We start from the raw sequence: 21,645 nt of genomic DNA, 5'->3' as shown, positions 1-21,645 counted from the left end.
ATGAGTATTTTATTAGAGAAAAACACAAAAGTTATTTGCCAAGGCTTTACCGGTTCTCAAGGCACATTCCACAGTGAACAAGCCATTGAGTACGGCACAAATATGGTGGGTGGTGTAACGCCAGGAAAGGGCGGCACAACTCATTTAGGTCTGCCAGTGTTCAACACCGTTAAAGAAGCGGTAGAACAAACTGGAGCCGAAGCCTCCGTTATTTATGTGCCAGCACCTTTCTGTAAAGACTCGATCTTGGAAGCTGCTAATGCAGGTATCCAATTAATCGTATGTATCACAGAAGGTATTCCGACTCTCGACATGATGTACTGTAAAGTGAAATGCGATGAGTTGGGCGTGGTATTAATCGGTCCAAACTGCCCGGGTGTGATTACGCCGGGACAAAGTAAGATCGGTATCATGCCGGGCCACATTCATAAGCCAGGTAAAGTGGGTATCGTATCTCGCTCTGGTACCTTGACCTATGAAGCGGTTAAGCAAACCACAGACTTTGGTTACGGCCAATCTACGTGTGTTGGTATCGGTGGTGACCCAATCCCAGGTTCAAGCTTCATCGACATTCTAAAACGCTTTGAAGAAGACCCGCAGACAGAAGCCATCGTCATGATCGGTGAAATCGGCGGTACTGCTGAGGAAGAAGCGGCTGAATACATCAAAGAAAATGTATCCAAGCCAGTGGTATCTTACATTGCCGGTGTAACAGCCCCTCCTGGTAAGCGTATGGGCCACGCAGGCGCGATTATCGCAGGCGGTAAAGGCACAGCAGACGAGAAGTTCGCTGCGCTAGAAGCAGCTGGCGTACAAACCGTGAAAAGCCTAGCCGATATCGGCAAAGCACTGAAAGAAAAAACCGGTTGGTAATCCACGCTAATCGCTATTAAGTGTTAAACGAAAGCCCAGCAATCGCTGGGCTTTTTTGTGTGTGTTGGTTGGTGCTTGTGATTTTATACAGAGGATTAATATTGTTAATGTGTACTAGGGCCGTATATCACGAATATACATTAATCGCGCAAAGCCAATAACCATGCGTCTTACAGACAAGTATGCACAAGGCCATTGGATTATGCGGCCCTGTGGATGAGTTATGCGAACCGCCGTTTTCAAATTAAAACCACCATGCTATTGTTGTGGATAACATTAACTCGGCTAATGGATATAGCGGTAAGTCATTGAGAAGAAAGGGAAATTCGTTCCCACCTTCATGCCGCATATAGTTTATTAACAGTATCCAAGCCGTAAAACACGCTGTTATACCCTAATTCATAAATCATCATGATCGAATCAATAAAGTCTGAAAAACAGTATTTTTATCATTATACAAAAGCTGAAACTGCACTTGACTTTATCCTTAAAAATAGGAATTTGAGGCTTGGTAGCTATGATCAAACCAATGACCCAAAAGAAACAAAGTCATGGAAGTTTAATTTTGGAACAAATGAAAATAGAGATCTTTCCAAGTACAAAATGGAGGAGCTTTCCGCTTGGTTATCTTTTGAACTAAAAGGTAAAGCTAAACTTCTTTGCTTTTCTATGGATTCTGCTCCACTTACAGGGAATCATCTCAATGATATTTTCAATAGAGGTTATTGCAAACCGAGAATGTGGGCACAATACGGGCAAAACCACAAAGGTGTGTGCTTAGTTTTTGATCGAAGTAAACTCGATAAACTAATATATGAAAGGTTTTCACATGATCAGATATTAAGCTCTTCGATTGAGTATAAAAACAGAGGGATTGCTCCAAACCTGTATTCTGCTGATGACCAACAGTATATGATCAATATTGATCACTTAGAAAATGTTGGCCCAGAACAGTATGTTTACGACCACTTAATGGCTCACCACAAAAGGTTATTTTTCGAGAAAATGAGCGATTGGCGTGATGAGTCAGAGTGGAGATATGTTGTATTCTCACGTTCAAGCGATGACCTATATCTTGAGTTTCAAGATTCATTGGTTGGCATCATGTTTGGAGATGATACCGATGATCAGGCTGTATCAGACATAATGGAGCTTACAAAAGGTTTTGGGCTTCGTTATATGGGGCTGAAATGGAAAAATTGTAGTCCTTGGTATGACTATGGAAATCTAAGATACATGCCAGGTATGCAAAATTCGCCATGGGTAAAATCGAGCACGGGTATAACAAGAAATTCCAGGTGACGCCTACGGCGCACCTGAATTAGGCGTTAGGGTTACGAAATGGAAGATTCTGCCGGACGAATAAAAAGAACAATAGCTGCAATGCTTATAGCAGGTTATGGTCTGGCAATATCTTTTCTCACATATTTCATGTTTATGTGGGACAACAAGGGTGCAAAAAGCATCTGGGATAAAAGCATTATTGATTGGGCGGTAACTATATGGCTCGCCGTGGCGAGTCTTGTTGTCTGGTATGCCGTTATTAAATGTGCATCAACAAAATATATACAGCTCTCGTTGTTATATGTGCTGGCTGTAATTTTTGTCGCACATCTACTTGTGGTGGCGATCAAGGCTGAAGATGAGGCCATTTACTATTTGGGCTCTCCTCATTTGTTTTTAGGTCTAGGCTTTTATTTATGGTGGAGATCAATAGGCAATGCAAAAAAAAGACCCTAACAATCGCATAAACTCGGACCACAAAAAGCGAGGCGTTATGAGTAAGAGAGCCAGATGATCAATATACTCGTGAGATTAGAGGTAAAGGATTTTGAGTGTCTAAACGAATTTGAGTCATTTGCATTGAAAATAATGGAAAGATATCAAGGAAGACTCTTATCTGCATTTGAAATAGAGGAAACAATGGAAGGGAAGAGAGAAGAAATACATATTCTTGAATTCCCGGATGAAGCACACTTTAAAAAATATAGAGAAGATGGCGAGTTAGCTAATAAAAGCGAACTAAGAAATAAAGCCATATCAAAAACAACAGTAAGCATATCTACAAAATTGAAGTCGTATGGTTAGTCGGCGAGAAACTCATAACAAGCGCAAGCAGGCAGGGAAAAACTTTCCGCTGTTGCGGGCGTCATGTGGCATTTCGTGAAGGGATTTGAATGGTGGATAAATTGACCGAAGCGAAGGAAAAGCTCTTAAGCACGGAGTACCCACGTTGGCGCAATCTGCTGTCTTGCACGATTCTCGTGCTTCTCGCCACTGGTATGGTTTCGGGTTGGTGGTATGCCTATTACACCGATTCTGACATAGAGTGCCATAAAGGAATTTTGTATTTTTCAGCCGTATGGCTGGCGGTGCAATGGGTGGTCATTGGTTATTTATACCGCTATCAAAACATTCCCGCATTTGCTCGGGATGCGATCAAGGTACTGATAATGCTGGGTAACGTATGGTTTGGGCTTTTCATTTATTCATTACAATCGTGTGCGCAGTAGTCCAAGCACATAACCAGTCATTCAAGTTCGATCAGGCCCTGGCGGGCCTACACCGGACCGCCTTGCCTAAGCCTTGCTCCGGCCGGCCGCTTAATGTTGGCGTTATGCATCACTAGGGAAAAGCAATGAGCTATGAAAGTTTTACTAAAGATCCAATGCTTGTAGCGGTTGCATCTGCCTTTATTGGTTTATTTTTGGCATTTCTCTATGACAAGTGGAAGTCTGGTCAAACTAGAGAATCGGCGCTGAGAGTATTGTGCCATCAACTTGAAGATCAAGATCGTCAACTTGGTGTGTTAAATGAGAGTCTGTCAAAAAACAGGGTTTTACGTGGTTTAGATTCCAACTTTATTAACAATTTTATAAATGGGCCATCTATAGACCTGGCAAAAGATGAAAAGTTAGCACTACAGCTATATAAGCATCTAGACAATATCGAATTGATTAAGAATGCATTAGAGCGTATCAACCTTTACTCGGCAAGCCTTAGCAATAGTAGCGATGGACTTGAATCAAGTTTAAAGAGTGTTATTAGCGGCTGTAGAGAAACCATATCAGAATGTATTTTGGCCGCAAAAAATGCATAACAAGCACATCAAAAATCGCTCCACTTCGTTGCGCTGGAGGTCGCTGATGCTCCGCCTTTTATGTGGGCGTTGAGGCTGTAGAAAAACCTAGAAGGGAGAAATGATACGCGCTCTACATTAAATTTTAAGAAAGTTTAATGGTAAAACCTATACAGATTTTAAACTGAGGCGTATTTTTAGGGTGATTTTTATCCTATTTTTAATGAAAAATTTTGACTGAGAGTTTTTCTACAGTCTCGTTAGCAGTCCGAGTTCGAAGGGAGTCCAACATCGTGCATGATGAAGAGGAATTATTAGAGAGTATGATCAATGCAACAGAAGAGTCATTCTTACTTTGCATTGAAAAGTCAGGGAAAGAAAATGTTCTAGGGTTTTCCATTTGCTCTGATGATTCAGGGGTTACATTTTCACCTCGTGTGGCAACTAAATCAGGAATGGCTAATTTTAAGGAATGTGGCACTGCCGATGATTTCTTATACGATCCTGATAATTGGGATATTGAGGAAAATACATCCAAATTAGATGAGCTACATTCTTCCATAAACGCTTTATACGAAGAATGTGAGGATTACGACAATGATGATAATTGGCACGCAGAATACAGGAATCGTGTTTATCAGCTTGCTGTTCGGACAATGGAAAAATTAAAGAAGAAAGGTATTTTTTCATCAGATCATTATCTAAACGTATGGGTTTCAGATTCAGAAGTCCCATCTAAAAAAGCTACTTCATGGTCTAAACGTCTAAATACACCAGAAACTCATCTGTCCTTTGTAGAATGGCTTGATTCTAGAGAGGAAAACTAGGTGGTAAGCTATAACAAGGCGCTGCAACCGACTGCTAAAAGCGTCACTTGTTTTGCAAAAAACCGAAAAACAAACGCCACTTTTTTTGGCAGCGGCTGAGCGCGGCGTTAGTGTAAGAAGCATATGACTTGTAGATTGTGCAAAAGAGATTGCCAACTTAAGAATTCTCATATTATTCCAGAATTCTTATATAGGTCTTTGTACGATGAAAAGCACCGGTTTTATAGGATCTCTGTTGAAGAAAGTGAAAAGAGTACTTTTATTCAGAAGGGGGTTAGAGAGTATTTACTTTGTGGTGATTGTGAGCAGAGATTATCTAAATACGAAAGATACGCAAGTACGGTATTGCAAGGCGGTGTCGAATTAACTGTTAGTCGCGACGGAAATCTAATTCATATTGAGGGTATAGACTACGTTAAATTCAAATTATTTTCCCTATCCATTCTATGGCGATCTAGCATTTCAAGCCTAGATATTTTTAAGCAGGTTAGCCTCGGTCCTCACGAGGAAAAGCTGAGAAAAATGATTTTAGCTGAAGATGCTGGGCGAGATTGTGAATACCCTTTCATAATGTCTCCAATTACACATGAGGGTGCCCTGCAAAAAGATCTGATAATTCAGCCAACGAAAACCAAACTTGAGGGGCATGTTGTCTATCGATTTACATTTGGAGGTATTTTTTGGGTGTTTGTCGTAAGTGGACATCGTATTCCAAGTGTGGTCGTTTCAGCGTCAATTAGTACTAACGGTAAGCTGACAATGCTTCCGCGTGAAATTACTGAAATGAAGTATATTTCAAACATGGCGACCGAATTGGCTAGGAAAGGTAAAGTATGAAATACACTAACAAACCATTGCTTAGGTCGCGAAAAATACCTCGCCCAAGAGTAGAGGTGTATAAAAAGAAACAATGAACCAAAAGTGCCCTAAATGCAGAAATGAACTGTTCTATAGGGGCAGGGTTATGTCAGGATTCGATGAATATGATGACTTTCCACCTGGCCTACAAATTAAGCCTCAAAAGTTCAAACTCCCATTGTTTAGTGATCCGATAATCCCCTTGCCAAGGGAGGCTTCGGCTTGTCCGGAATGTGGTTCAATATGGGGTAAAATTGAAACTTCAAAAATAGATGAGAAAGTGGATTATTGGCTGCGAGGAGATACCCTAAAAGGAGTATCTTCTTGCAAGTGTAAATCCTGTAGTAGCGAATTGGCGCTACGCTGGCCTTTTTATGGAAAGCTTAAATATTATTTTATTTATGATAGAAAAGGCGGCTTTTACGTTCTGGGGTATTCTACTGAGCCTAAGATCTCAAATGAATGTATCATCTGTAGAAACTGTGGTTCTATTGAGTACTTTTCTAGCAAAAAGCAACTAAACAAAAAATCTAAAGGTGCAGTAGCCTGCCATGTGCCAAAATTCTTATAACAAGGGAAGGTAAAACCGCTCACTCAAAATATGGGTTGGACTTGTGAACTTCTTCCCTCGATAATCTGGACACCTTTTCTTCGATTATTGCTTACATTTGATAAGGATAACCTTGTATGGCATTGCGATTTGCTCTTTCCCTTCTTTTATCAGTTTTGTTTTCAGTCTCCTTGCATGCCAGTTGTGTTGAAGGCGTGTCAGCCAAGTTAATGATGCATAACTTATCTATCGATGAAGGCTTTACCTATGATTATGAGGATTATAAAAACTGGGTAAAGAATGAACTCGGATCAGGCGATTCATTGTCGTTCGGAAGCTCATCCTATAATAATCATCTATTGATGCTGACAGTCAGAGATGACTGGCATGAATTAGAGACTTTCATCTGCGAGGTAGATGGAGGGATTCAGCTTGTCATAAAACGGTACAGTGATGATAGTTGGCGGAAAACATATGATATTCAATGTAAAAAAGAAATAACCATCAAAACCCGATACGATGGCGTTTATCCAGTAGGAGCGGTTGCTTATTGCAATTGATGTCTTAGCCCCATAGCGATATCTGGCCGCAAAGCCTTGTCAGATCGGGTGTCCAAAAGACTTGTGCCATATTTGTCGTATTTCATCGTAGCTGGCACGACCTTTAATTTAAATAGAAACGACCTAGGAACAAAAGAGGTGTTAGTCGAATGCTAAAGTCCAAACAGCGGGGCGTTCGAGGCAAAAATCGATTGGCCAATGCGCTCAATAAACCGATAGAAGGGCGATTAGCCGAAAAGCCAACGAATCTATTTAAAGTCATTCTGTTTGCCCTGACACTTACAGCGATTCTTGCTTACTCTGTGAGTGAGCTGGGTGTTGAAAACGGGTTCAAGATAACAATGGTACTGATCGTTATTTTCTTCCTAGCTTACCTTCAAGGAAAAAGTAGAAGTAAGTAGATTATGCCTGAGCTTAAAACACTTGGACTTTTCCTCTTAACGGCCTTAGCCGAGATTCTCGGCTGTTATTTACCTTATCTTTGGTTGCGCGAGGGCAAAACCATCTGGTTGTTGATTCCAGGGGCGTTGTGTTTAGCCTTGTTTGCTTGGTTATTGTCCCTGCATCCCACGGCCTCTGGCCGCGTCTATGCTGCCTATGGTGGTGTTTATATTTTTATGGCGATACTTTGGTTGTGGACAGTAGATGGAGTAAGGCCAACCGTTTGGGATTTAGTGGGTTCTTCAGTGGCCTTACTAGGGATGGCGATTATTATGTTTGCCCCTCATGGTCAGTAGCTTTTTCATATATTGATTCTCCTTGGTTTGGAATACTCTGTTCCTTTTTTGACCGATACCCTCTAAAAGCCCGTGTGACGGGCCGTTCAGAGGTGTTGCCTATGTTCGCCAGTGCTTCTCTAATAAATAGCTCTTGCCTAATTAGTTTATGGCAATTAAATTGTGTGCAATCTAAATATAGATTAAAACTCAATTTTCAGGAGACCGTGTATGAACCCTATTTATCAAGTTGCCGCAAATGCTCAAGCTGGCCGTAATGGCTCAGTTTCAACAGAAGACGAGCAATTAAAACTAGACCTCAGTTACCCCAAAGAAATGGGCGGAAGCGGAGCGGGTAATAATCCAGAGCAGCTATTTGCCGCTGGTTATGCCGCGTGTTTTTCTAATGCCATTCTTCATGTTGCGTCACAGCAAAAGATTAAAGTCACAGAAGCTCCAGTTCGTGCAAATGTGGCGATAGGACCTCGTGAAGATGGTGGTTTTGCTCTTGCGGTGACGTTGGATGTCACAATGGATATTGAACAGACGCAGGCTGTTGAGCTTGTGGGTGTTGCGCATCAAGTCTGCCCGTATTCTCATGCAATTAAAGGCAATATTGAGGTGGTGGTAAAAGTAAACAATGAATCAATCATAGGATAATAGATTTTATGGAAAAGTATTCGATTATTGCTGGGCGCAGCTTGCTAGGGTTGTACTTCTTGTTGCCTGGCATTATGAAATTTGTGTCATGGGATATGCACGTGGCTTTAATGGAAAAGCATGGCATGATCTTTATTCCTTTTTTGCTGGTAGCAGCTGGTATTACACAGATTGTCGCTAGCCTATCTATTCTGGCTAATCGATTTGTGGCTCCGGCGGCGTTTGTTTTGGCGGCGATGGTGGTTGTCATCAATATCTGCTTGCATGACTTTTGGAATTACTCCGGTGTCGAAGGCGCTCATGAGATGCAAAACTTTGTTAAAAACCTTGGGATTTTAGGTGGTCTTCTGGTTTTAGCATCGTTTGATCTTGTTTCTGAAAAGCGACAATAACGATGTTTTGATTAACCAATTACTTTGTTAGCAAGGGCTGCTGGTATTGATCAGTCGCCCTTTTTTTATTTTTTAATCTTTGACTAGAACGTCCGTGATGCTTATTGTGTCGCCACTGATATCGAGTGATGGTGAAAAATGGAATTATTCAGCAAGAAAACTTTAGCAATCGCTACTGGGATTTTTAGTATTTACTATGCAGCTTCAACGTTTATTGGAGGACTTGGTGTAGATGTTGTTGTAACTGAGCCCGAGGAGTGTAGCCTAGTCAAAAACCTTCTTCCTGTTCGATATACGGACAACCGTTTCTTAACAGCGTTAGTACAAAAAGAGAGGGCAAAAAAAGCTGGAGGGGATACCGTATATCTACCTATCGGTGTTAGTAATATTTCATCCTCTCAAGGCTACATCAGTGGCGCTGCCTATGACTGCTCTCAGGTTAAGTAGCAATTTTAATAAGGTTTGTATCGACTGTGGCTGCTGAAACTGGGAGTGCTATCTACTTTACTAACCATTCATCAATACGACTCATTTAATTGTTATTTCTCTATTTTCTGTTTGATAAAATCCAGAAATAATCTGGCTCTTTTGGGTAAATAGCGACGATCCGGATACATAGCGTATAACGACCGGGGTTGAAGTGATGCGTCGAGTTTAATCTCTTTTAATAGTCCCGAAGCCAGTTCGTCTTCTATATACGCTTTTGGCAGCGAGGCGATACCCAGCCCCGCTTTTACGGCATCGATCAAAAACAGCGAATTGTCAGCAATTATGGGGCCGTTAACACGCACGTGCTTTGTTTTCTGAGGATCGTTATTGTCAATGAAGGACCACTCATGGCTGTCGCTACTCAAACTAAATATTAGGCACTCATGCTCAGCGAGTTCGGCCACGGTTTTTGGTGTTCCTTTATCTGTTAGATAGCCTTCAGAGGCAACCACCACACGATCGATTTCAGTGACGTGGCGCGCAATAAGGGTCGAGTCCTGAGGTTTTTCGATTGCACGAATGGCAAGATCAACACCGGATGCGACAAAATCCAAAACCTGATCACTCATATCAAGTTTGATTTTGATAGAAGGGTGCAGACGGTTGAATTCAATAATAAGCGGGGACAGAACTTTCAATGACATGGAAACCGGGCTGGCAATCGACAAAACTTCCTTTTGAGAAGTCCCGTTTGTAAAGCTATCTAGTAAGTTGGCGGTGGTTTCATCAATACGCAAACAATATTCGTAAAATTGTTTGCCTTCTTCGGTAAAGCTAATCGTGCGCGTATTGCGGTTGATGAGTTTTGCGCCAACCCAGTCTTCTAGAAATTTCACATACTTTGAAATAACGGCGTTGGAACAGTCGAATTCATCGGCCACCGCCGAAAAAGAGCCGAGCTCAACAATTCGTTTGTAGTATTCAAGGCCTTTTAGTCTATCCAAGCTGCCTCCGGTATGTAATCCATCCTTTTGTGAGAAAGGAGTATACCGAAAGCAGTGCGGAGTTACATGTCGAGGTGTGTTTTATCGCCATTGAATGAATTCATTGTAGGGCTTTCGCCATTTTGGTTGCTTTGCATAGCTGTCGTCTTCATCGCGATAGCCTAATGCCAAAAGCACAACACTGGATAGCCCTTGCTCTTTAAGACCAAGCAAGTCATCAAGAGCCTCGGGGTCAAAACCTTCCATGGGAGCCGCATCAACTTTTTCCAGTGCCGCTGCGGATACTGCCAAACCAAGACTGATATAGGCTTGTCGATTGGCCCATTCCTTTTTTGCATCGTTTGATTCCATGCTATTAATGGCTGCTTTCATTGCGCTAGAAAATTCGCTGAAGTTCGCTTCAGGTTGTTTCTTCGCGTCAGCAAGCCCGCGGATGTAGTTGTCCACTAATTCATCGTTAACCTGTGTTTTGGATGCAAACACTAATAACTCTGAGGAGCCTTGAATTTGCGCTTGTGGACAGGCTTTGAGAAAGATTTGGTTCAGCAGATTTTTATTTTGAACCACAATCACACTATAGGGTTGTAGGCCATACGATGACGGTGCTAAATGTGCCGCGTCAATGATTCTGCCTAGTGTACTCGCGGGTACTGCGTTTCCATTTAATTGCTTTGGTGCGTAACGCCATTGTAATGCTTGAGTAAAGTTCATGCTGTTTTCCATGTTTTGGGTTCCTGGTTTTGAATTTCTATTTGTGAGTTTCTTTGCGGTCGATTAGCGATCCGATTCTTCAATTCGGTAGATGTGACCATTTTGTGTGATGTGATCAGGCACATCGACGATCAAATCGTGAAAACTCATTTCACGGAATAGGGGGTGATGATTATTCGCTTGCAGCTCAGTATTGCTTCGAAATACATACCGAGGAGAAAGAAGCATGAATAGGGTGATTTCTTACGGAGAGATAGATGGACGCTGGCTCCCATATATGTTGTTACTTATAACAGGCGTGTCGATTGCGCTCATGTTGCCCATGGCGAAAATAGCCGTTGCTAAGGGGATCGATCCTTTAGCTTATGCCTTTTGGCAGGCCACAGGAGCGGGGTTGATCTTATCTGTGTTCAATCTGATTCATGGCAGTGCGGGCGCAAAGTTACACAAACGCTATTTCATGATGAGTGGTTTAACTGCAATCGCTATTCCCAATGCGGTTGCGTTTTCCATCGCTGTTGAACTAGGCGCAGCAATAACATCTGTCTATTACGCGTTGCCTTCATTGGTAACCTATGGCTTGGCATTGCTGCTGAAGCTGGAACGCATCCAGCGCCTGCGAGTTGCTGGTCTTGTCATTAGCGTAGCAGGCTGTGCATGGGTGCTACTTGGTAATCAATCGGTAGCGATGACGAGTAGTAGCATAAATACGATGCTGCTGGGTCTATTGATTCCTGTTGCTCTAGGGGTTGGCAATATTTACCGCACTAGAGCATGGCCAAAGGGGGCTACGCCTAATCAATTAGCCCCTGGTATGCTGATGGGTGGAGCGTTTGGTATATTCATGTATCTGATGCTTCAAAACCGCTTAGAGGTATTGTTGTTTGCACATACTGAGATACTTCTGATACTCATCGTTCAGTCTCTGATTACCGCACAAAGCTATCTCTGGTTCTTTAAGCTACAGAAGCTTGCTACTCCTGTTTTTATTAGTCAGCTGGGTTTTATCATTATTCCAGCGGGCGCTTTGGCGGGGGTATTGTTTTTAGGCGAGCAAATAGGTGTGGATTTTATATTGGGTGTGAGTGTTTTGTTCTTGGGGATGTGGTTAGCAAACCATACGAAATAAAATATTGGTAAGCAGTCATGAAAGAGTCATTTTGCTAAAAATAAAAGTGCCACTCAGCGAATGAGTGGCACCTTAAATAAGTCGACAAATCAAAAAGTTGCCATTTATTAGGCTAATTTGGTGATTGGGATGGTCGCTTTATCGGAGACTTTTTCTGATCGCTTGGTTTACGATTCTGGCGTTTAGGTTTGGAGTTCGCAGTTGTTTTCGCCTTTTTGGCGCTCGCTGATTTGTTTGCAGGTTTTTTCTTCTGCTTTGGTGCTGCCTTAGAATCGGTAGAGGCTTGTTTTGGCTTTTTCGGTTTTTTAATCTTTTTAGGTTTTAAGTTAAGCTTTAATTCGGGTAGTGGTTTGCTAGGTGCAAATCCCGGGTAATCGAGACGTTCAATTGGTTCGCCAATGAAGTTCTGAATGTCTGCTAGTAAATCAATTTCATCTATCGACACAAACGAAAGCGCATCGCCATCACTTCCTGCGCGCGCAGTACGACCGATTCGATGTACATAGTTTTCAGCTACGTTAGGTAAATCAAAGTTGATTACGTGTGGTAGCTGGTCGATATCTATACCTCGCGCAGCAATGTCAGTAGCAACCAATACTTGAATGTCATTGCTTTTGAAATCGGCTAGTGCTCGGGTTCGAGCGCCTTGGCTTTTATTGCCATGAATCGCAGCGGCTGGAATGTCAGCGTCGCTTAGTTGTTTGGCGATCTTGTTGGCGCCGTGTTTGGTGCGACTGAACACCAATACCTGGTGCCATTTTTCTTTTGCCAGTAAATCTATTAATAGATTGATTTTCTGCTTTTTATCAACCGCAATAATGCTTTGGCGTACTTTTTTTGCGGTCGTGTTTTTAGGTGTGACTGATACTTCAACTGGGTTTTCGACAATGGTTTTCGCCAGAGCGCGAATCTTGTCAGAGAATGTTGCGGAGAACATGAGATTCTGACGCTTTTTGGGTAGTAATCGCATAATCTTGCGAATGTCGTTGATAAAGCCCATGTCCAACATGCGGTCAGCTTCATCAAGTATCAGTGTATCCAGTTGATCGAAATGGATGGCATTTTGGTTGTGCAAATCCAGTAGTCGACCTGGTGTAGCAACAAGAATATCCACGCCGCGACGAAGTCTCTGCATTTGTGGGTTAATCTTCACGCCACCAAATACCACCTCTGAGCGAATCTTGGTGTATTTCGAGTAGGTGGCAACATTGTCTTGAACTTGTGCGGCTAATTCGCGTGTTGGCGTCAACACTAAAACCCGAGCTTGATTCGGTTTTACGCCTTTTGGCGCGTCTAGCAACTTTTGCAAAATTGGTAGGGTGAAGCCTGCTGTTTTCCCTGTGCCCGTTTGAGCGGCTGCCAATAGATCTCGACCAGATAATACGGCCGGTATGCCTTGAGCTTGAATAGGGGTAGGGGAAGTATAGCCTTGCTCGGCTATGGCTTTAACTATGGGCTCCGCAAGAGCCAAATCAGTAAATTGCATGCAGTCGTTTATGACCTAGTGGAGATTGAGCGGGGAGTATAGGTGTTTCGTCGTTTTTGTACCAACATTAATGGGTCGGTACCGTGATAGCATGGATTTAAGAGGGGTAAGAATAGATAAATTCTACCACGTCTAAATAATTATACCGTTATCTTTGTTGGTATGTTGGTGATTTGTTTTGAGTCCTAAATAAAATTAGAGGGTTGTATTGAATAGTTGCAAATGGCCTTTCGCCCAGCTGGTAAGCCTTTCGGGCGTGTTTTGGAGAGATTAATTGATGGGGAATCAAGCTTGATACTTTTAATTCAAAGCTTTATATTTATTTTAATTGAACGTTCATTCAAAAATAATGAATCCACAGGAAGGGTGGAGATGTATGCCTAAAGTTGGAATGAAGCCTCTACGCCAAGCACAGCTAATTGAAGCGACATTAGATTCGGTTCAAGAGTTTGGTTTACATGCAACGACCATAAGCACCATTAGCCGTAAAGCGGGTGTGTCTACTGGCATTATTAGTCATTACTTCGGTGGAAAACAGGGTCTGTTGGAAGCGACGGTTCGCTATCTGTTGCAATCCCTGCAGGATGAATTGAAAGAACAGCTTAATCAGTTGAGTAATCCTGATCCAATGCAGCGCTTATACGCCATTGTAGAGGCTAATTTTGGACAAGTTCAGGTTTCAGACCGTGGTGCAAAAACCTGGTTTGCGTTCTGGGCTCAGTCCATGCACGACCCTGAGTTGGCTCGATTGCAGCGAGTGAACGAAAAACGCTTGTTATCGAATTTGCGCTATTCGTTGAATGAGTTAGTGCCAAAAGAATATGTAGCGGAAACCGCTCAAGCCATAGCCGCCATGATTGATGGTTTGTGGTTGCGTTGGGCATTAAGCCAAGCGCCTTTAGACGGCAAAAAAGCCGTATCCATGTGTAAACAATTTATTGATCGCACTGTGCGTAGTTTCGATCAGCAATAGTCGTAAGAAGAGAGAAAGAGATGAGTCAACCTGTCTACCAGTCTTTTGTGAATGGCGAGTTTCTTGGCAATGCCAATGGCGAAACTTTTGATGTGATTTACCCGGCAACGGGTGAAGTGATCTATAAAGTAGAGCAAGCGGATGACAATGTGATGGCGAAGGCCGTTGAGTCCGCCATCGCAGGTCAAAAACAATGGGCTGCCATGACAGGTATCGAACGCAGTCGAATTTTATTGAAAGCGGTGCAGTTGTTGCGTGAGCGCAATGACGAGCTAGCTGAATTTGAAGTTAAAGATACTGGTAAGCCTTGGCAGGAAGCGGTCGAGGTGGATGTCGTTACAGGCGCAGATGCTATTGAGTTTTTTGCCGGTCTAGCCCCAAGCATTGAAGGCAATCAACAAGATTTAGGCGGAGACTTTTATTACACCCGTCGCGAACCATTGGGTGTATGCGCAGGTATTGGTGCATGGAACTACCCAATACAAATCGCTTGCTGGAAATCGGCACCGGCACTCGCGGCTGGCAATAGCATGATCTTTAAACCATCCGAAGAAACACCAATGGGGGCGATTCAGCTCGCTAAAATTTTTATAGAAGCTGGTGTGCCTAAAGGTGTGTTTAATGTCATTCAAGGGGATTATCGAGTTGGTCAGATGCTCACCTCCCATCCTGATATCGCCAAGGTGAGCTTCACAGGTGAAGTGGGAACGGGCAAAAAAGTCATGGCGGATTCTGCTTCGAGCTTGAAAGAAGTCACTATGGAATTAGGTGGCAAGTCGCCGCTGATTGTTTTTGATGATGCTGATATTGAGCAAGCGGTAAGCGCAGCCATGCTGGGTAACTTTTATACCCAAGGTGAAATATGTACGAACGGAACACGTGTTTTTGTTCACCGCAGTATTCTGAATGAGTTTCTAGAGCAACTAGCCGAACGCACGAAAAACAATATTGTTGCTGGCGATCCAATGAATCCAGAAACAAACTTTGGCGCACTGATTTCAGAAAAACATCACAAGTTGGTATTGGATTACATTGAAAAAGGCAAGGCCGAAAATGCAACGTTACTAGCCGGTGGTGAGGCCATGAAGATCGAAGGTTTCGAAAATGGTTATTTTGTTGCGCCAACCATCTTCACCGACTGTACCGACGACATGACCATCGTAAAAGAAGAAATCTTTGGTCCAGTCATGTCGGTATTGGTATTTGATGATGAGGAGGAAGTAATCAAACGTGCTAACGATACTCATCTCGGGTTGGCTGCAGGTGTCTTTACTCAGAATATTCAACGAGCACACCGTGTGATTCACCAAATTGAAGCCGGTATTTGCTGGATCAATGCTTATGGTGCGTCACCTGCTGAGATGCCTGTTGGTGGTTATAAGCAATCCGGTATCGGCCGAGAAAACGGCACCATTACGCTGAATCATTATACCCAAGTGAAATCGGTTTATATGGGTATGAATAAAATTGAAAGCCCGTTCTAGGGTTTGAAGTCACGTTATAGAGAGCATGATGATGAAGCAGTTCGATTACATCATAGTGGGAGCAGGTTCAGCGGGTTGTGTGTTGGCTAACCGCTTGACCGAAGATGAAAATGTTTCTGTATTGCTATTGGAAACCGGTGGTAGTGATAAAAGTATTTTCATTCAAATGCCAACCGCATTATCGATTCCAATGAATACGAATAAGTATGCTTGGCAATTTGAAACGGATCCCGAGCCCTATCTTGATAACCGTCGCATGCATTGTCCGCGCGGTAAAGTGTTAGGTGGGTCCAGTTCGATTAATGGCATGGTTTACGTTCGTGGTCATGCGGAAGACTTTAACGAGTGGGAAGAACAGGGTGCGAAAGATTGGGACTATTCCCATTGCTTGCCGTATTTCAAAAAAGCAGAAACCTGGGCGTTTGGCGGTGATGAGTACCGTGGCTCTGAAGGTCCTCTTGGCGTGAATAATGGTAACGAGATGAAGAATCCGTTGTATAAAGCGTTCGTCGATGCGGGGCAAGAAGCCGGATATGACTTCACCCATGACTATAACGGTGCGCGACAAGAAGGCTTTGGTCCAATGCATATGACTGTAAAGAATGGTCGTCGCTGGTCTACCGCCAATGCATATTTACGCCCAGCAATGAAGCGCCCTAATTTAACCGTGGTTACCCATGCGGTGGTTGAAAAGGTGTTGCTAGAAGCGAAAAAAGCCGAGGGCGTGCAATACTCTCGCAAGGGAATGAGCCACCAAGTAAAAGCCAATAAAGAAGTGATTCTAAGCGCGGGTTCGGTAGGTTCTCCACATATTCTTCAGCTTTCTGGTATTGGTAATCCAGAAGTGCTTTCTAAAGCGGGAATTAAAACCAAGCATGAACTGCCGGGTGTTGGTGAAAACTTACAAGACCACTTGGAGTTTTATTTCCAATTTAAATGTAAGCAGCCGATTACTTTAAATAGCAAGCTAGATTGGTTTAATAAAGGCCTTATTGGTGCACGCTGGCTTCTTACCAAAAAAGGGTTAGGTGCAACTAACCATTTTGAATCTTGCGGTTTTATTCGTTCTAAAGCTGGCATAAAAGCCCCTGACTTGCAGTATCACTTTTTGCCTGCGGCCATGCGTTATGACGGTCGTACAGCGTTCGATGGACATGGTTTCCAAGTACATATTGGACACAATAAACCGAAAAGCCGTGGCCACGTACATGTGAAGTCTTCAAATCCTATGGCAAAGCCAGAGATTTTATTTAATTACCTACAGCATGAAGATGATATTCAAGGCTTTAGGGACTGTGTTCGATTGACGCGAGAAATCATTAATCAACCTGCGTTTGATGATTTTCGTGATGGAGAAATTCAACCGGGTGAACATGTTCAAACGGATGAACAAATCGATGCCTTTGTGCGTGCAAACGTAGAAAGTGCATATCACCCATCCTGCACATGCAAAATGGGTGAAGATGATAAGGCTGTTGTTGATTCCGAAACCAAGGTGCGGGGTATTCAAGGATTGCGTGTTGTTGATTCGTCGATTTTTCCGACGATTCCAAATGGAAACTTGAATGCACCAACAATTATGGTGGCGGAGAGAGCAGCAGATTTAATAAAAGGTAAAGGCACGATGCCGGCTTCAAATGCAGCAGTGAAATACGCAATGGATTGGCAAGAAAAACAAAGGCCTAACGCATAACTCGTATAAAACCATTCGGGTAAACGAGATAGTACTAGATAACACACAACAACAAGGAAAAATGATGAAACTTAAATCGATACTTCTAATGGCGCTTATGAGTGCTTCACTTACGAGCCAAGCAAATCAATGCGATACGGTTCGTTTCTCTGATGTTGGTTGGACTGATATTACAGCGACCACAGCCATCGCTTCTACCGTTTTAGAAGGTATGGGCTACGACACCAAAACGCAATTATTGTCAGTTCCTGTTACGTACAAATCCCTTGAAAACGAAGATATCGATGTATTTCTAGGTAACTGGATGCCAACAATGGAAGGGGATATCAAAGCTTATCGTGAACGCGGTACGGTAGAGACTATCCATAAAAATCTATCTGGTGCTAAGTACACTTTAGCGGTACCTAAGTATGTTTATGACGCTGGGGTAAAAAGCTTTGCTGACATTGCCAAATATGCAGATAAGTTTGACGGTAAGATCTATGGTATTGAGCCTGGTAATGACGGTAACCGTTTGATCCAAAGCATGATCGACCAAAATGCATTTGGTCTAGAGGACTTTGATGTGGTTGAGTCATCTGAAGCAGGTATGTTGTCTCAGGTTAAACGTGCCACCCGTCGTGACAAGTGGATCGTTTTCCTTGGTTGGGAACCGCACCCAATGAACGCAAACTTTGAACTTGCGTATTTGGAAGGCGGCGATGATTTCTTTGGTCCTAACCTTGGTGGCGCAAATGTCTTTACCAATGTGCGTACAGGCTATGTTGAAGAGTGTAAGAATGTAGGTAAGTTGCTGAAAAACCTGACCTTCACTCTAGAGTTAGAAAACCAAGTGATGGCGGCGATTCTTGATGACGGCAAAAAGCCTAAGAAAGCAGCTAAAGATTGGTTGAAAGAGAATCCAGCCGTATTGAATGATTGGCTAGAAGGTGTAGAAACCAAAGATGGTAAGCCGGCGCTACCAGCGGTAAAAGCGGCTCTCGAGATTTAATCTAGTCCCGTCCCTAGCCATGGTGATATTCATCACCATGGCTCAAGCGCTTGCGTAAGCAGGTTAATGAATCAATGCAGTAAATAAATGATGAGTTTTATTACGGAAAACAAAATCCCAATTGGGGAGTGGGCAGAAAGCATGATGGATTTTTTAATCGATCATGGCGGAAGCTTTTTTGATTGGGTGTCGATTGTATTGGATACCATGATTGTTGGCTTGGTGGATCTTTTGTCAGTGATGCCACCTTGGCTGTTCATTCTGATTGTGGGTGCGTTTGCATTTTGGTATCAGCGCCGCTGGGGAACACCTATTTTTATTGTGGCCTCTCTGTTGTTGATTTGGAATCTAGGGTATTGGCAAGAAACTATAGAGACGATTTCTTTAGTTATATTTGCTACCGGTTTCTGTGTTTTAATTGGTGTGCCTATTGGTATCGCCGCGGCTCATCGACCTTGGCTGTATCGTGTGCTTCGTCCCGTGCTCGATTTGATGCAAACCATTCCGCCGTTTGTTTATTTGATTCCGACCCTAACACTGTTTGGTCTGGGCGTGGTGCCCGGCTTAATCTCTACCATTGTTTTCGCGATTGCTGCACCTATTCGTTTAACCTATTTGGGTATTTCCGAGGTACCTAAAGAACTATTGGAAGCGGGTAAAGCGTTTGGTTGTACCAAGCAAAATTTGCTGGTGAAAATCGAAATCCCTGCTGCCATGTCTAGCATTCGTGCGGGTATTACTCAGTGCATTATGTTGTCGCTATCAATGGTTGTTATTGCCGCCTTGGTTGGTGCAGATGGTTTAGGTAAACCTGTTGTACGTGCTTTGAATACAGTAGATATCGCGTCTGGTTTTGAAGCAGGTCTAGCGATTGTATTAGTGGCTATTATTCTCGACCGCTTGTTTAAGACGAAGTAGAGGACCGACATGATAGAGTTTAAGAATTTAGATGTAGTGTTCGGTAAGCAAGTGGATCAAGCATTGCCATTGCTTGATAGTGGCGTTAGCCGAAACGAAATTTTAGAAAAAACCGGCTGCACTGCGGGTGTTCGCAACGCCAATTTGAAAGTTGAGCAAGGCGAAATCTGTGTGCTTATGGGTCTATCCGGCTCTGGCAAATCCAGTCTCTTAAGAACCGCGAACGGTCTCAACCCGATTACACGCGGTAGCGTACATCTCGATACCGAAAATGGCATGCAGGATTTTAATTCCTTGAGCGAGGCGGAACAGCGCCAAGTTCGTATGGAGCGCATTACCATGGTGTTTCAGAAATTCGCGCTAATGCCTTGGTTAACGGTTGCACAAAATGTTGCTTTTGGTCTTGAGCAAAAGGGCATGGATAAAAAGCTCATTCGCGAAAAAGTAGAAGAGCAGTTGGAATTGGTTGGCCTTACGCCATGGGCCGATAAAAAACCATCGGAACTATCTGGCGGTATGCAGCAACGTGTTGGACTTGCTCGTGCCTTGGCTATGGAAACCGACATTATTTTAATGGATGAGCCATTTTCCGCACTGGACCCGCTGATTCGCGCACAATTACAAGACGAACTATTGCGCTTGCAAGCCAAGCTCAACAAAACCGTTGTTTTTGTGAGTCACGATCTGGATGAAGCGTTAAAGCTCGGCAATCACATTGCCATCATGAAAGATGGTGAAATTGTGCAGCACGATACACCAGAAAATATTGTATTGAATCCTGCCAATGATTATGTGCGTGATTTTGTTGCCCATACTAACCCCGTTGATGTAGTGAAAGGGCATTCACTTATGCGTTCGCTTTCTTCTCTTGAGCAAGAGGGTGAAGAATATTGCTTGAGTCATCGTCATGACTATTGGTTGGAACTAAAGAGTGGTATTGATAGTGCTCGTGTGCGCCTGGGGGATCAGTTTTACCCCGTCCATAAGTGGGATGGAGAGGGCAGTATTGAAACTCTACCAAAGCAACCAGCTATGGTGCCCGTCGAAACCATCATGAAAGATATTATGGAATTGCGCTATCACACTGGCCACGGTGTGTTATTGCATAAGAATGATAAAGTCGTGGGCTATGTGGGTGATAAAGATATTTATCATGCATTATTAGGGAAGTTATTAGACGAAGACTAATACCTTGTAGCTTTTCGTTGTATCCGGTTTTACCCGCCAAGCTCTCTCCTAGCTTAATTGCTTTGTTTGGCGGGTTTTTTATTGCATTTAATCTTTATAGCATCGCTGCAGTTTTATAATCCGCTAGCAATTTATTGGTGAGTTCCTGAATACTTGGAATATCATTTATCCCACCCACACCATGTCCAGCGCTCCAAATATCTGTCCAAAAGTTTGTATTGCCCAAGTCCAAGTCGACTTTGCCTTTACTGATTAGGTCTTGAACATTAATACCAACGCGTTCTAAAGAAGGGATTAAGTAATTAGCATGCACGCCAGTAAAGTGATCACTAAAAACAATATCTTCAATGGCACATTTTATGAGCATGTTTTTATAGTCTTGATCCACTTGAGCTTCTTGTGTCGCAATAAATCGCGTACCCATGTAGACCATATCTGCGCCTAGGGATTGTGCTGCTTTAATGCCAAAACCATCGTTGATGCCGCCAGCCAATATAATGGGGCCATCCCAAAACGATCTGACTTCGCGAACAAACGCGAAAGGATTGAGTGTACCTCCGTGACCACCTGCACCGGCTGTGACTAATATGAGACCATCGACACCCGCGCTAATGGCTTTTTTAGCGTGGGATACTTTAATCACGTCGTGAAAGACTTGCCCTCCCCAAGAATGGACTTGCTCAACGATGTCTGATGGGTTGCCTTGGCTGGTGATGACCAGTGGGACTTGGTGTTTCGCGATGATGGCTTGGTCAGCTGCTAAGCGAGAATTAGAGGGGTGTACCACTTGATTGACCGCAAAGGGAGCGACAACTTGCTCAGGGTTGGATGTCTTGAATTCATCAAGCGCGCTTTTTATGTCTGTAATCCATTCGTCCAGTTTTTCCTGAGGTCGTACATTGAGAGCAGGAAAGCTGCCGACGACACCACTTTTACAACACTCTATGACAAGCTTAGGCGTACTTACCAAAAACATTGGGGCGCAAATGATGGGGAGTGGTAGCTGCGAAAGTCGATCTGATAAAGTCATGGACACACTTATAATTATTATTTCTTTATGTCCATCTTAAACTAGATGATTTTAGTGGGAAGGGTATTTTCGGCTAAAAGTATTGATTAAATGA

General features: G+C 43.1%; 27 protein-coding genes. 22 read left to right on the top strand and 5 right to left on the bottom strand.

Annotated features, from left to right (window positions below; all coding sequences use genetic code 11):
• From sucD to HF888_RS09100, 15 genes are all read left to right on the top strand, one after another.
• Complete coding sequence (gene sucD, locus HF888_RS09170) at positions 1-873, top strand: succinate--CoA ligase subunit alpha (protein ID WP_007017023.1); 873 nt, start codon at positions 1-3, stop codon at positions 871-873.
• A gap of 411 nt (positions 874-1,284) precedes the next feature.
• Positions 1,285-2,175 carry a DUF2971 domain-containing protein gene (locus HF888_RS09165; RefSeq protein ID WP_007017022.1) on the top strand — a complete coding sequence of 297 codons (891 nt, stop codon included), beginning with the start codon at positions 1,285-1,287 and terminating at the stop codon, positions 2,173-2,175.
• Between the two features lie 39 nt (positions 2,176-2,214).
• Positions 2,215-2,613, top strand: coding sequence for a hypothetical protein (locus HF888_RS09160; RefSeq protein ID WP_007017021.1), 399 nt, complete (start codon positions 2,215-2,217; stop codon positions 2,611-2,613).
• 54 nt (positions 2,614-2,667) lie between these two features.
• Positions 2,668-2,961, top strand: coding sequence for a DUF1330 domain-containing protein (locus tag HF888_RS09155; RefSeq protein WP_007017020.1), 294 nt, complete (start codon positions 2,668-2,670; stop codon positions 2,959-2,961).
• Between the two features lie 89 nt (positions 2,962-3,050).
• Positions 3,051-3,386, top strand: coding sequence for a hypothetical protein (locus HF888_RS09150; RefSeq protein WP_007017019.1), 336 nt, complete (start codon positions 3,051-3,053; stop codon positions 3,384-3,386).
• Positions 3,387-3,511: 125 nt separating this feature from the next.
• Positions 3,512-3,973 carry a hypothetical protein gene (locus HF888_RS09145; protein WP_007017018.1) on the top strand — a complete coding sequence of 154 codons (462 nt, stop codon included), beginning with the start codon at positions 3,512-3,514 and terminating at the stop codon, positions 3,971-3,973.
• Positions 3,974-4,245: 272 nt separating this feature from the next.
• Complete coding sequence (locus HF888_RS09140; protein ID WP_007017017.1) at positions 4,246-4,779, top strand: DUF4303 domain-containing protein; 534 nt, start codon at positions 4,246-4,248, stop codon at positions 4,777-4,779.
• A gap of 123 nt (positions 4,780-4,902) precedes the next feature.
• Positions 4,903-5,616 carry a hypothetical protein gene (locus tag HF888_RS09135; RefSeq protein ID WP_007017016.1) on the top strand — a complete coding sequence of 238 codons (714 nt, stop codon included), beginning with the start codon at positions 4,903-4,905 and terminating at the stop codon, positions 5,614-5,616.
• 127 nt (positions 5,617-5,743) lie between these two features.
• A complete protein-coding gene (locus HF888_RS09130; protein ID WP_007017015.1) occupies positions 5,744-6,208 on the top strand; it encodes a hypothetical protein in 465 nt (154 codons plus the stop codon).
• A gap of 116 nt (positions 6,209-6,324) precedes the next feature.
• Positions 6,325-6,747 (top strand): hypothetical protein, encoded by a 423-nt coding sequence (locus tag HF888_RS09125; RefSeq protein ID WP_007017014.1) that lies wholly within the window; start codon positions 6,325-6,327, stop codon positions 6,745-6,747.
• 149 nt (positions 6,748-6,896) lie between these two features.
• Positions 6,897-7,148 carry a hypothetical protein gene (locus HF888_RS09120; protein WP_007017013.1) on the top strand — a complete coding sequence of 84 codons (252 nt, stop codon included), beginning with the start codon at positions 6,897-6,899 and terminating at the stop codon, positions 7,146-7,148.
• A gap of 3 nt (positions 7,149-7,151) precedes the next feature.
• Positions 7,152-7,484, top strand: coding sequence for a YnfA family protein (locus HF888_RS09115; RefSeq protein ID WP_007017012.1), 333 nt, complete (start codon positions 7,152-7,154; stop codon positions 7,482-7,484).
• Positions 7,485-7,694: 210 nt separating this feature from the next.
• Positions 7,695-8,123: an organic hydroperoxide resistance protein gene (locus HF888_RS09110; RefSeq protein WP_007017011.1), complete on the top strand. Its 429-nt coding sequence runs from the start codon at positions 7,695-7,697 to the stop codon at positions 8,121-8,123.
• Positions 8,124-8,131: 8 nt separating this feature from the next.
• Positions 8,132-8,515: a DoxX family protein gene (locus tag HF888_RS09105; protein ID WP_007017010.1), complete on the top strand. Its 384-nt coding sequence runs from the start codon at positions 8,132-8,134 to the stop codon at positions 8,513-8,515.
• 138 nt (positions 8,516-8,653) lie between these two features.
• Positions 8,654-8,962, top strand: a complete 309-nt coding sequence (locus tag HF888_RS09100) for a hypothetical protein (RefSeq protein ID WP_007017009.1) — start codon at positions 8,654-8,656, stop codon at positions 8,960-8,962.
• A gap of 92 nt (positions 8,963-9,054) precedes the next feature.
• On the opposite strand, the gene HF888_RS09095 is transcribed toward HF888_RS09100, so the two are convergent.
• The 3 genes from HF888_RS09095 to HF888_RS09085 all read right to left on the bottom strand — a co-directional run bounded on the left by HF888_RS09095 (position 9,055) and on the right by HF888_RS09085 (position 10,887).
• Positions 9,055-9,948 (bottom strand): LysR family transcriptional regulator, encoded by an 894-nt coding sequence (locus HF888_RS09095; protein ID WP_007017008.1) that lies wholly within the window; start codon positions 9,946-9,948, stop codon positions 9,055-9,057.
• 81 nt (positions 9,949-10,029) lie between these two features.
• Positions 10,030-10,671, bottom strand: a complete 642-nt coding sequence (locus tag HF888_RS09090) for a nitroreductase family protein (RefSeq protein WP_007017007.1) — start codon at positions 10,669-10,671, stop codon at positions 10,030-10,032.
• A gap of 51 nt (positions 10,672-10,722) precedes the next feature.
• Positions 10,723-10,887: a hypothetical protein gene (locus tag HF888_RS09085; protein WP_165837011.1), complete on the bottom strand. Its 165-nt coding sequence runs from the start codon at positions 10,885-10,887 to the stop codon at positions 10,723-10,725.
• On the opposite strand from HF888_RS09085, the gene HF888_RS09080 reads away from it, so the two are divergent.
• A complete protein-coding gene (locus tag HF888_RS09080) occupies positions 10,886-11,788 on the top strand; it encodes a DMT family transporter (protein ID WP_050757997.1) in 903 nt (300 codons plus the stop codon). The genes HF888_RS09085 and HF888_RS09080 overlap by 2 nt on opposite strands.
• A 112-nt stretch (positions 11,789-11,900) precedes the next feature.
• On the opposite strand, the gene HF888_RS09075 is transcribed toward HF888_RS09080, so the two are convergent.
• Positions 11,901-13,274 carry a DEAD/DEAH box helicase gene (locus HF888_RS09075; protein ID WP_007017004.1) on the bottom strand — a complete coding sequence of 458 codons (1,374 nt, stop codon included), beginning with the start codon at positions 13,272-13,274 and terminating at the stop codon, positions 11,901-11,903.
• Positions 13,275-13,650: 376 nt separating this feature from the next.
• On the opposite strand from HF888_RS09075, the gene betI reads away from it, so the two are divergent.
• The 6 genes from betI to choV all read left to right on the top strand — a co-directional run bounded on the left by betI (position 13,651) and on the right by choV (position 20,521).
• Positions 13,651-14,247, top strand: a complete 597-nt coding sequence (gene betI, locus HF888_RS09070) for a transcriptional regulator BetI (RefSeq protein WP_007017003.1) — start codon at positions 13,651-13,653, stop codon at positions 14,245-14,247.
• 20 nt (positions 14,248-14,267) lie between these two features.
• Complete coding sequence (gene betB, locus HF888_RS09065) at positions 14,268-15,731, top strand: betaine-aldehyde dehydrogenase (RefSeq protein WP_007017002.1); 1,464 nt, start codon at positions 14,268-14,270, stop codon at positions 15,729-15,731.
• A 25-nt stretch (positions 15,732-15,756) separates the two neighbouring features.
• Positions 15,757-17,424: a choline dehydrogenase gene (gene betA / locus HF888_RS09060; RefSeq protein ID WP_040297544.1), complete on the top strand. Its 1,668-nt coding sequence runs from the start codon at positions 15,757-15,759 to the stop codon at positions 17,422-17,424.
• 88 nt (positions 17,425-17,512) lie between these two features.
• A complete protein-coding gene (locus tag HF888_RS09055) occupies positions 17,513-18,415 on the top strand; it encodes a choline ABC transporter substrate-binding protein (RefSeq protein WP_007017000.1) in 903 nt (300 codons plus the stop codon).
• A gap of 87 nt (positions 18,416-18,502) precedes the next feature.
• The gene (gene choW, locus HF888_RS09050) at positions 18,503-19,333 is read left to right on the top strand and encodes a choline ABC transporter permease subunit (RefSeq protein ID WP_007016999.1); all 831 of its coding nucleotides are present in this window, start codon (positions 18,503-18,505) and stop codon (positions 19,331-19,333) included.
• A 9-nt stretch (positions 19,334-19,342) separates the two neighbouring features.
• Complete coding sequence (gene choV / locus HF888_RS09045; RefSeq protein WP_007016998.1) at positions 19,343-20,521, top strand: choline ABC transporter ATP-binding protein; 1,179 nt, start codon at positions 19,343-19,345, stop codon at positions 20,519-20,521.
• A gap of 94 nt (positions 20,522-20,615) precedes the next feature.
• On the opposite strand, the gene HF888_RS09040 is transcribed toward choV, so the two are convergent.
• Positions 20,616-21,551 (bottom strand): NAD(P)H-dependent flavin oxidoreductase, encoded by a 936-nt coding sequence (locus tag HF888_RS09040; protein ID WP_007016997.1) that lies wholly within the window; start codon positions 21,549-21,551, stop codon positions 20,616-20,618.
• Positions 21,552-21,645 lie beyond the last annotated feature (94 nt).

The sequence above is a fragment of the Bermanella marisrubri genome, assembly GCF_012295615.1.
In the GTDB taxonomy this organism is placed as follows: Bacteria; Pseudomonadota; Gammaproteobacteria; order Pseudomonadales; family Oceanobacteraceae; genus Bermanella; species Bermanella marisrubri.
This window is presented reverse-complemented; position numbering and strand designations above follow the sequence as displayed.

What these genes read in the sequence shown, in the direction of transcription:
- sucD (WP_007017023.1), top strand. Translation starts at nt 1, where the DNA reads ATGAGTATTTTATTAGAGAAAAACACAAAAGTTATTTGCCAAGGCTTT.
- HF888_RS09165 (WP_007017022.1), top strand. Translation starts at nt 1,285, where the DNA reads ATGATCGAATCAATAAAGTCTGAAAAACAGTATTTTTATCATTATACA.
- HF888_RS09160 (WP_007017021.1), top strand. Translation starts at nt 2,215, where the DNA reads ATGGAAGATTCTGCCGGACGAATAAAAAGAACAATAGCTGCAATGCTT.
- HF888_RS09155 (WP_007017020.1), top strand. Translation starts at nt 2,668, where the DNA reads ATGATCAATATACTCGTGAGATTAGAGGTAAAGGATTTTGAGTGTCTA.
- HF888_RS09150 (WP_007017019.1), top strand. Translation starts at nt 3,051, where the DNA reads ATGGTGGATAAATTGACCGAAGCGAAGGAAAAGCTCTTAAGCACGGAG.
- HF888_RS09145 (WP_007017018.1), top strand. Translation starts at nt 3,512, where the DNA reads ATGAGCTATGAAAGTTTTACTAAAGATCCAATGCTTGTAGCGGTTGCA.
- HF888_RS09135 (WP_007017016.1), top strand. Translation starts at nt 4,903, where the DNA reads ATGACTTGTAGATTGTGCAAAAGAGATTGCCAACTTAAGAATTCTCAT.
- HF888_RS09130 (WP_007017015.1), top strand. Translation starts at nt 5,744, where the DNA reads ATGTCAGGATTCGATGAATATGATGACTTTCCACCTGGCCTACAAATT.
- HF888_RS09125 (WP_007017014.1), top strand. Translation starts at nt 6,325, where the DNA reads ATGGCATTGCGATTTGCTCTTTCCCTTCTTTTATCAGTTTTGTTTTCA.
- HF888_RS09120 (WP_007017013.1), top strand. Translation starts at nt 6,897, where the DNA reads ATGCTAAAGTCCAAACAGCGGGGCGTTCGAGGCAAAAATCGATTGGCC.
- HF888_RS09115 (WP_007017012.1), top strand. Translation starts at nt 7,152, where the DNA reads ATGCCTGAGCTTAAAACACTTGGACTTTTCCTCTTAACGGCCTTAGCC.
- HF888_RS09110 (WP_007017011.1), top strand. Translation starts at nt 7,695, where the DNA reads ATGAACCCTATTTATCAAGTTGCCGCAAATGCTCAAGCTGGCCGTAAT.
- HF888_RS09105 (WP_007017010.1), top strand. Translation starts at nt 8,132, where the DNA reads ATGGAAAAGTATTCGATTATTGCTGGGCGCAGCTTGCTAGGGTTGTAC.
- HF888_RS09100 (WP_007017009.1), top strand. Translation starts at nt 8,654, where the DNA reads ATGGAATTATTCAGCAAGAAAACTTTAGCAATCGCTACTGGGATTTTT.
- HF888_RS09090 (WP_007017007.1), bottom strand. Translation starts at nt 10,671, where the DNA reads ATGGAAAACAGCATGAACTTTACTCAAGCATTACAATGGCGTTACGCA.
- HF888_RS09080 (WP_050757997.1), top strand. Translation starts at nt 10,886, where the DNA reads ATGAATAGGGTGATTTCTTACGGAGAGATAGATGGACGCTGGCTCCCA.
- HF888_RS09085 (WP_165837011.1), bottom strand. Translation starts at nt 10,887, where the DNA reads ATGCTTCTTTCTCCTCGGTATGTATTTCGAAGCAATACTGAGCTGCAA.
- HF888_RS09075 (WP_007017004.1), bottom strand. Translation starts at nt 13,274, where the DNA reads ATGCAATTTACTGATTTGGCTCTTGCGGAGCCCATAGTTAAAGCCATA.
- betI (WP_007017003.1), top strand. Translation starts at nt 13,651, where the DNA reads ATGCCTAAAGTTGGAATGAAGCCTCTACGCCAAGCACAGCTAATTGAA.
- betB (WP_007017002.1), top strand. Translation starts at nt 14,268, where the DNA reads ATGAGTCAACCTGTCTACCAGTCTTTTGTGAATGGCGAGTTTCTTGGC.
- betA (WP_040297544.1), top strand. Translation starts at nt 15,757, where the DNA reads ATGATGATGAAGCAGTTCGATTACATCATAGTGGGAGCAGGTTCAGCG.
- HF888_RS09055 (WP_007017000.1), top strand. Translation starts at nt 17,513, where the DNA reads ATGGCGCTTATGAGTGCTTCACTTACGAGCCAAGCAAATCAATGCGAT.
- choW (WP_007016999.1), top strand. Translation starts at nt 18,503, where the DNA reads ATGATGAGTTTTATTACGGAAAACAAAATCCCAATTGGGGAGTGGGCA.
- choV (WP_007016998.1), top strand. Translation starts at nt 19,343, where the DNA reads ATGATAGAGTTTAAGAATTTAGATGTAGTGTTCGGTAAGCAAGTGGAT.
- HF888_RS09040 (WP_007016997.1), bottom strand. Translation starts at nt 21,551, where the DNA reads ATGACTTTATCAGATCGACTTTCGCAGCTACCACTCCCCATCATTTGC.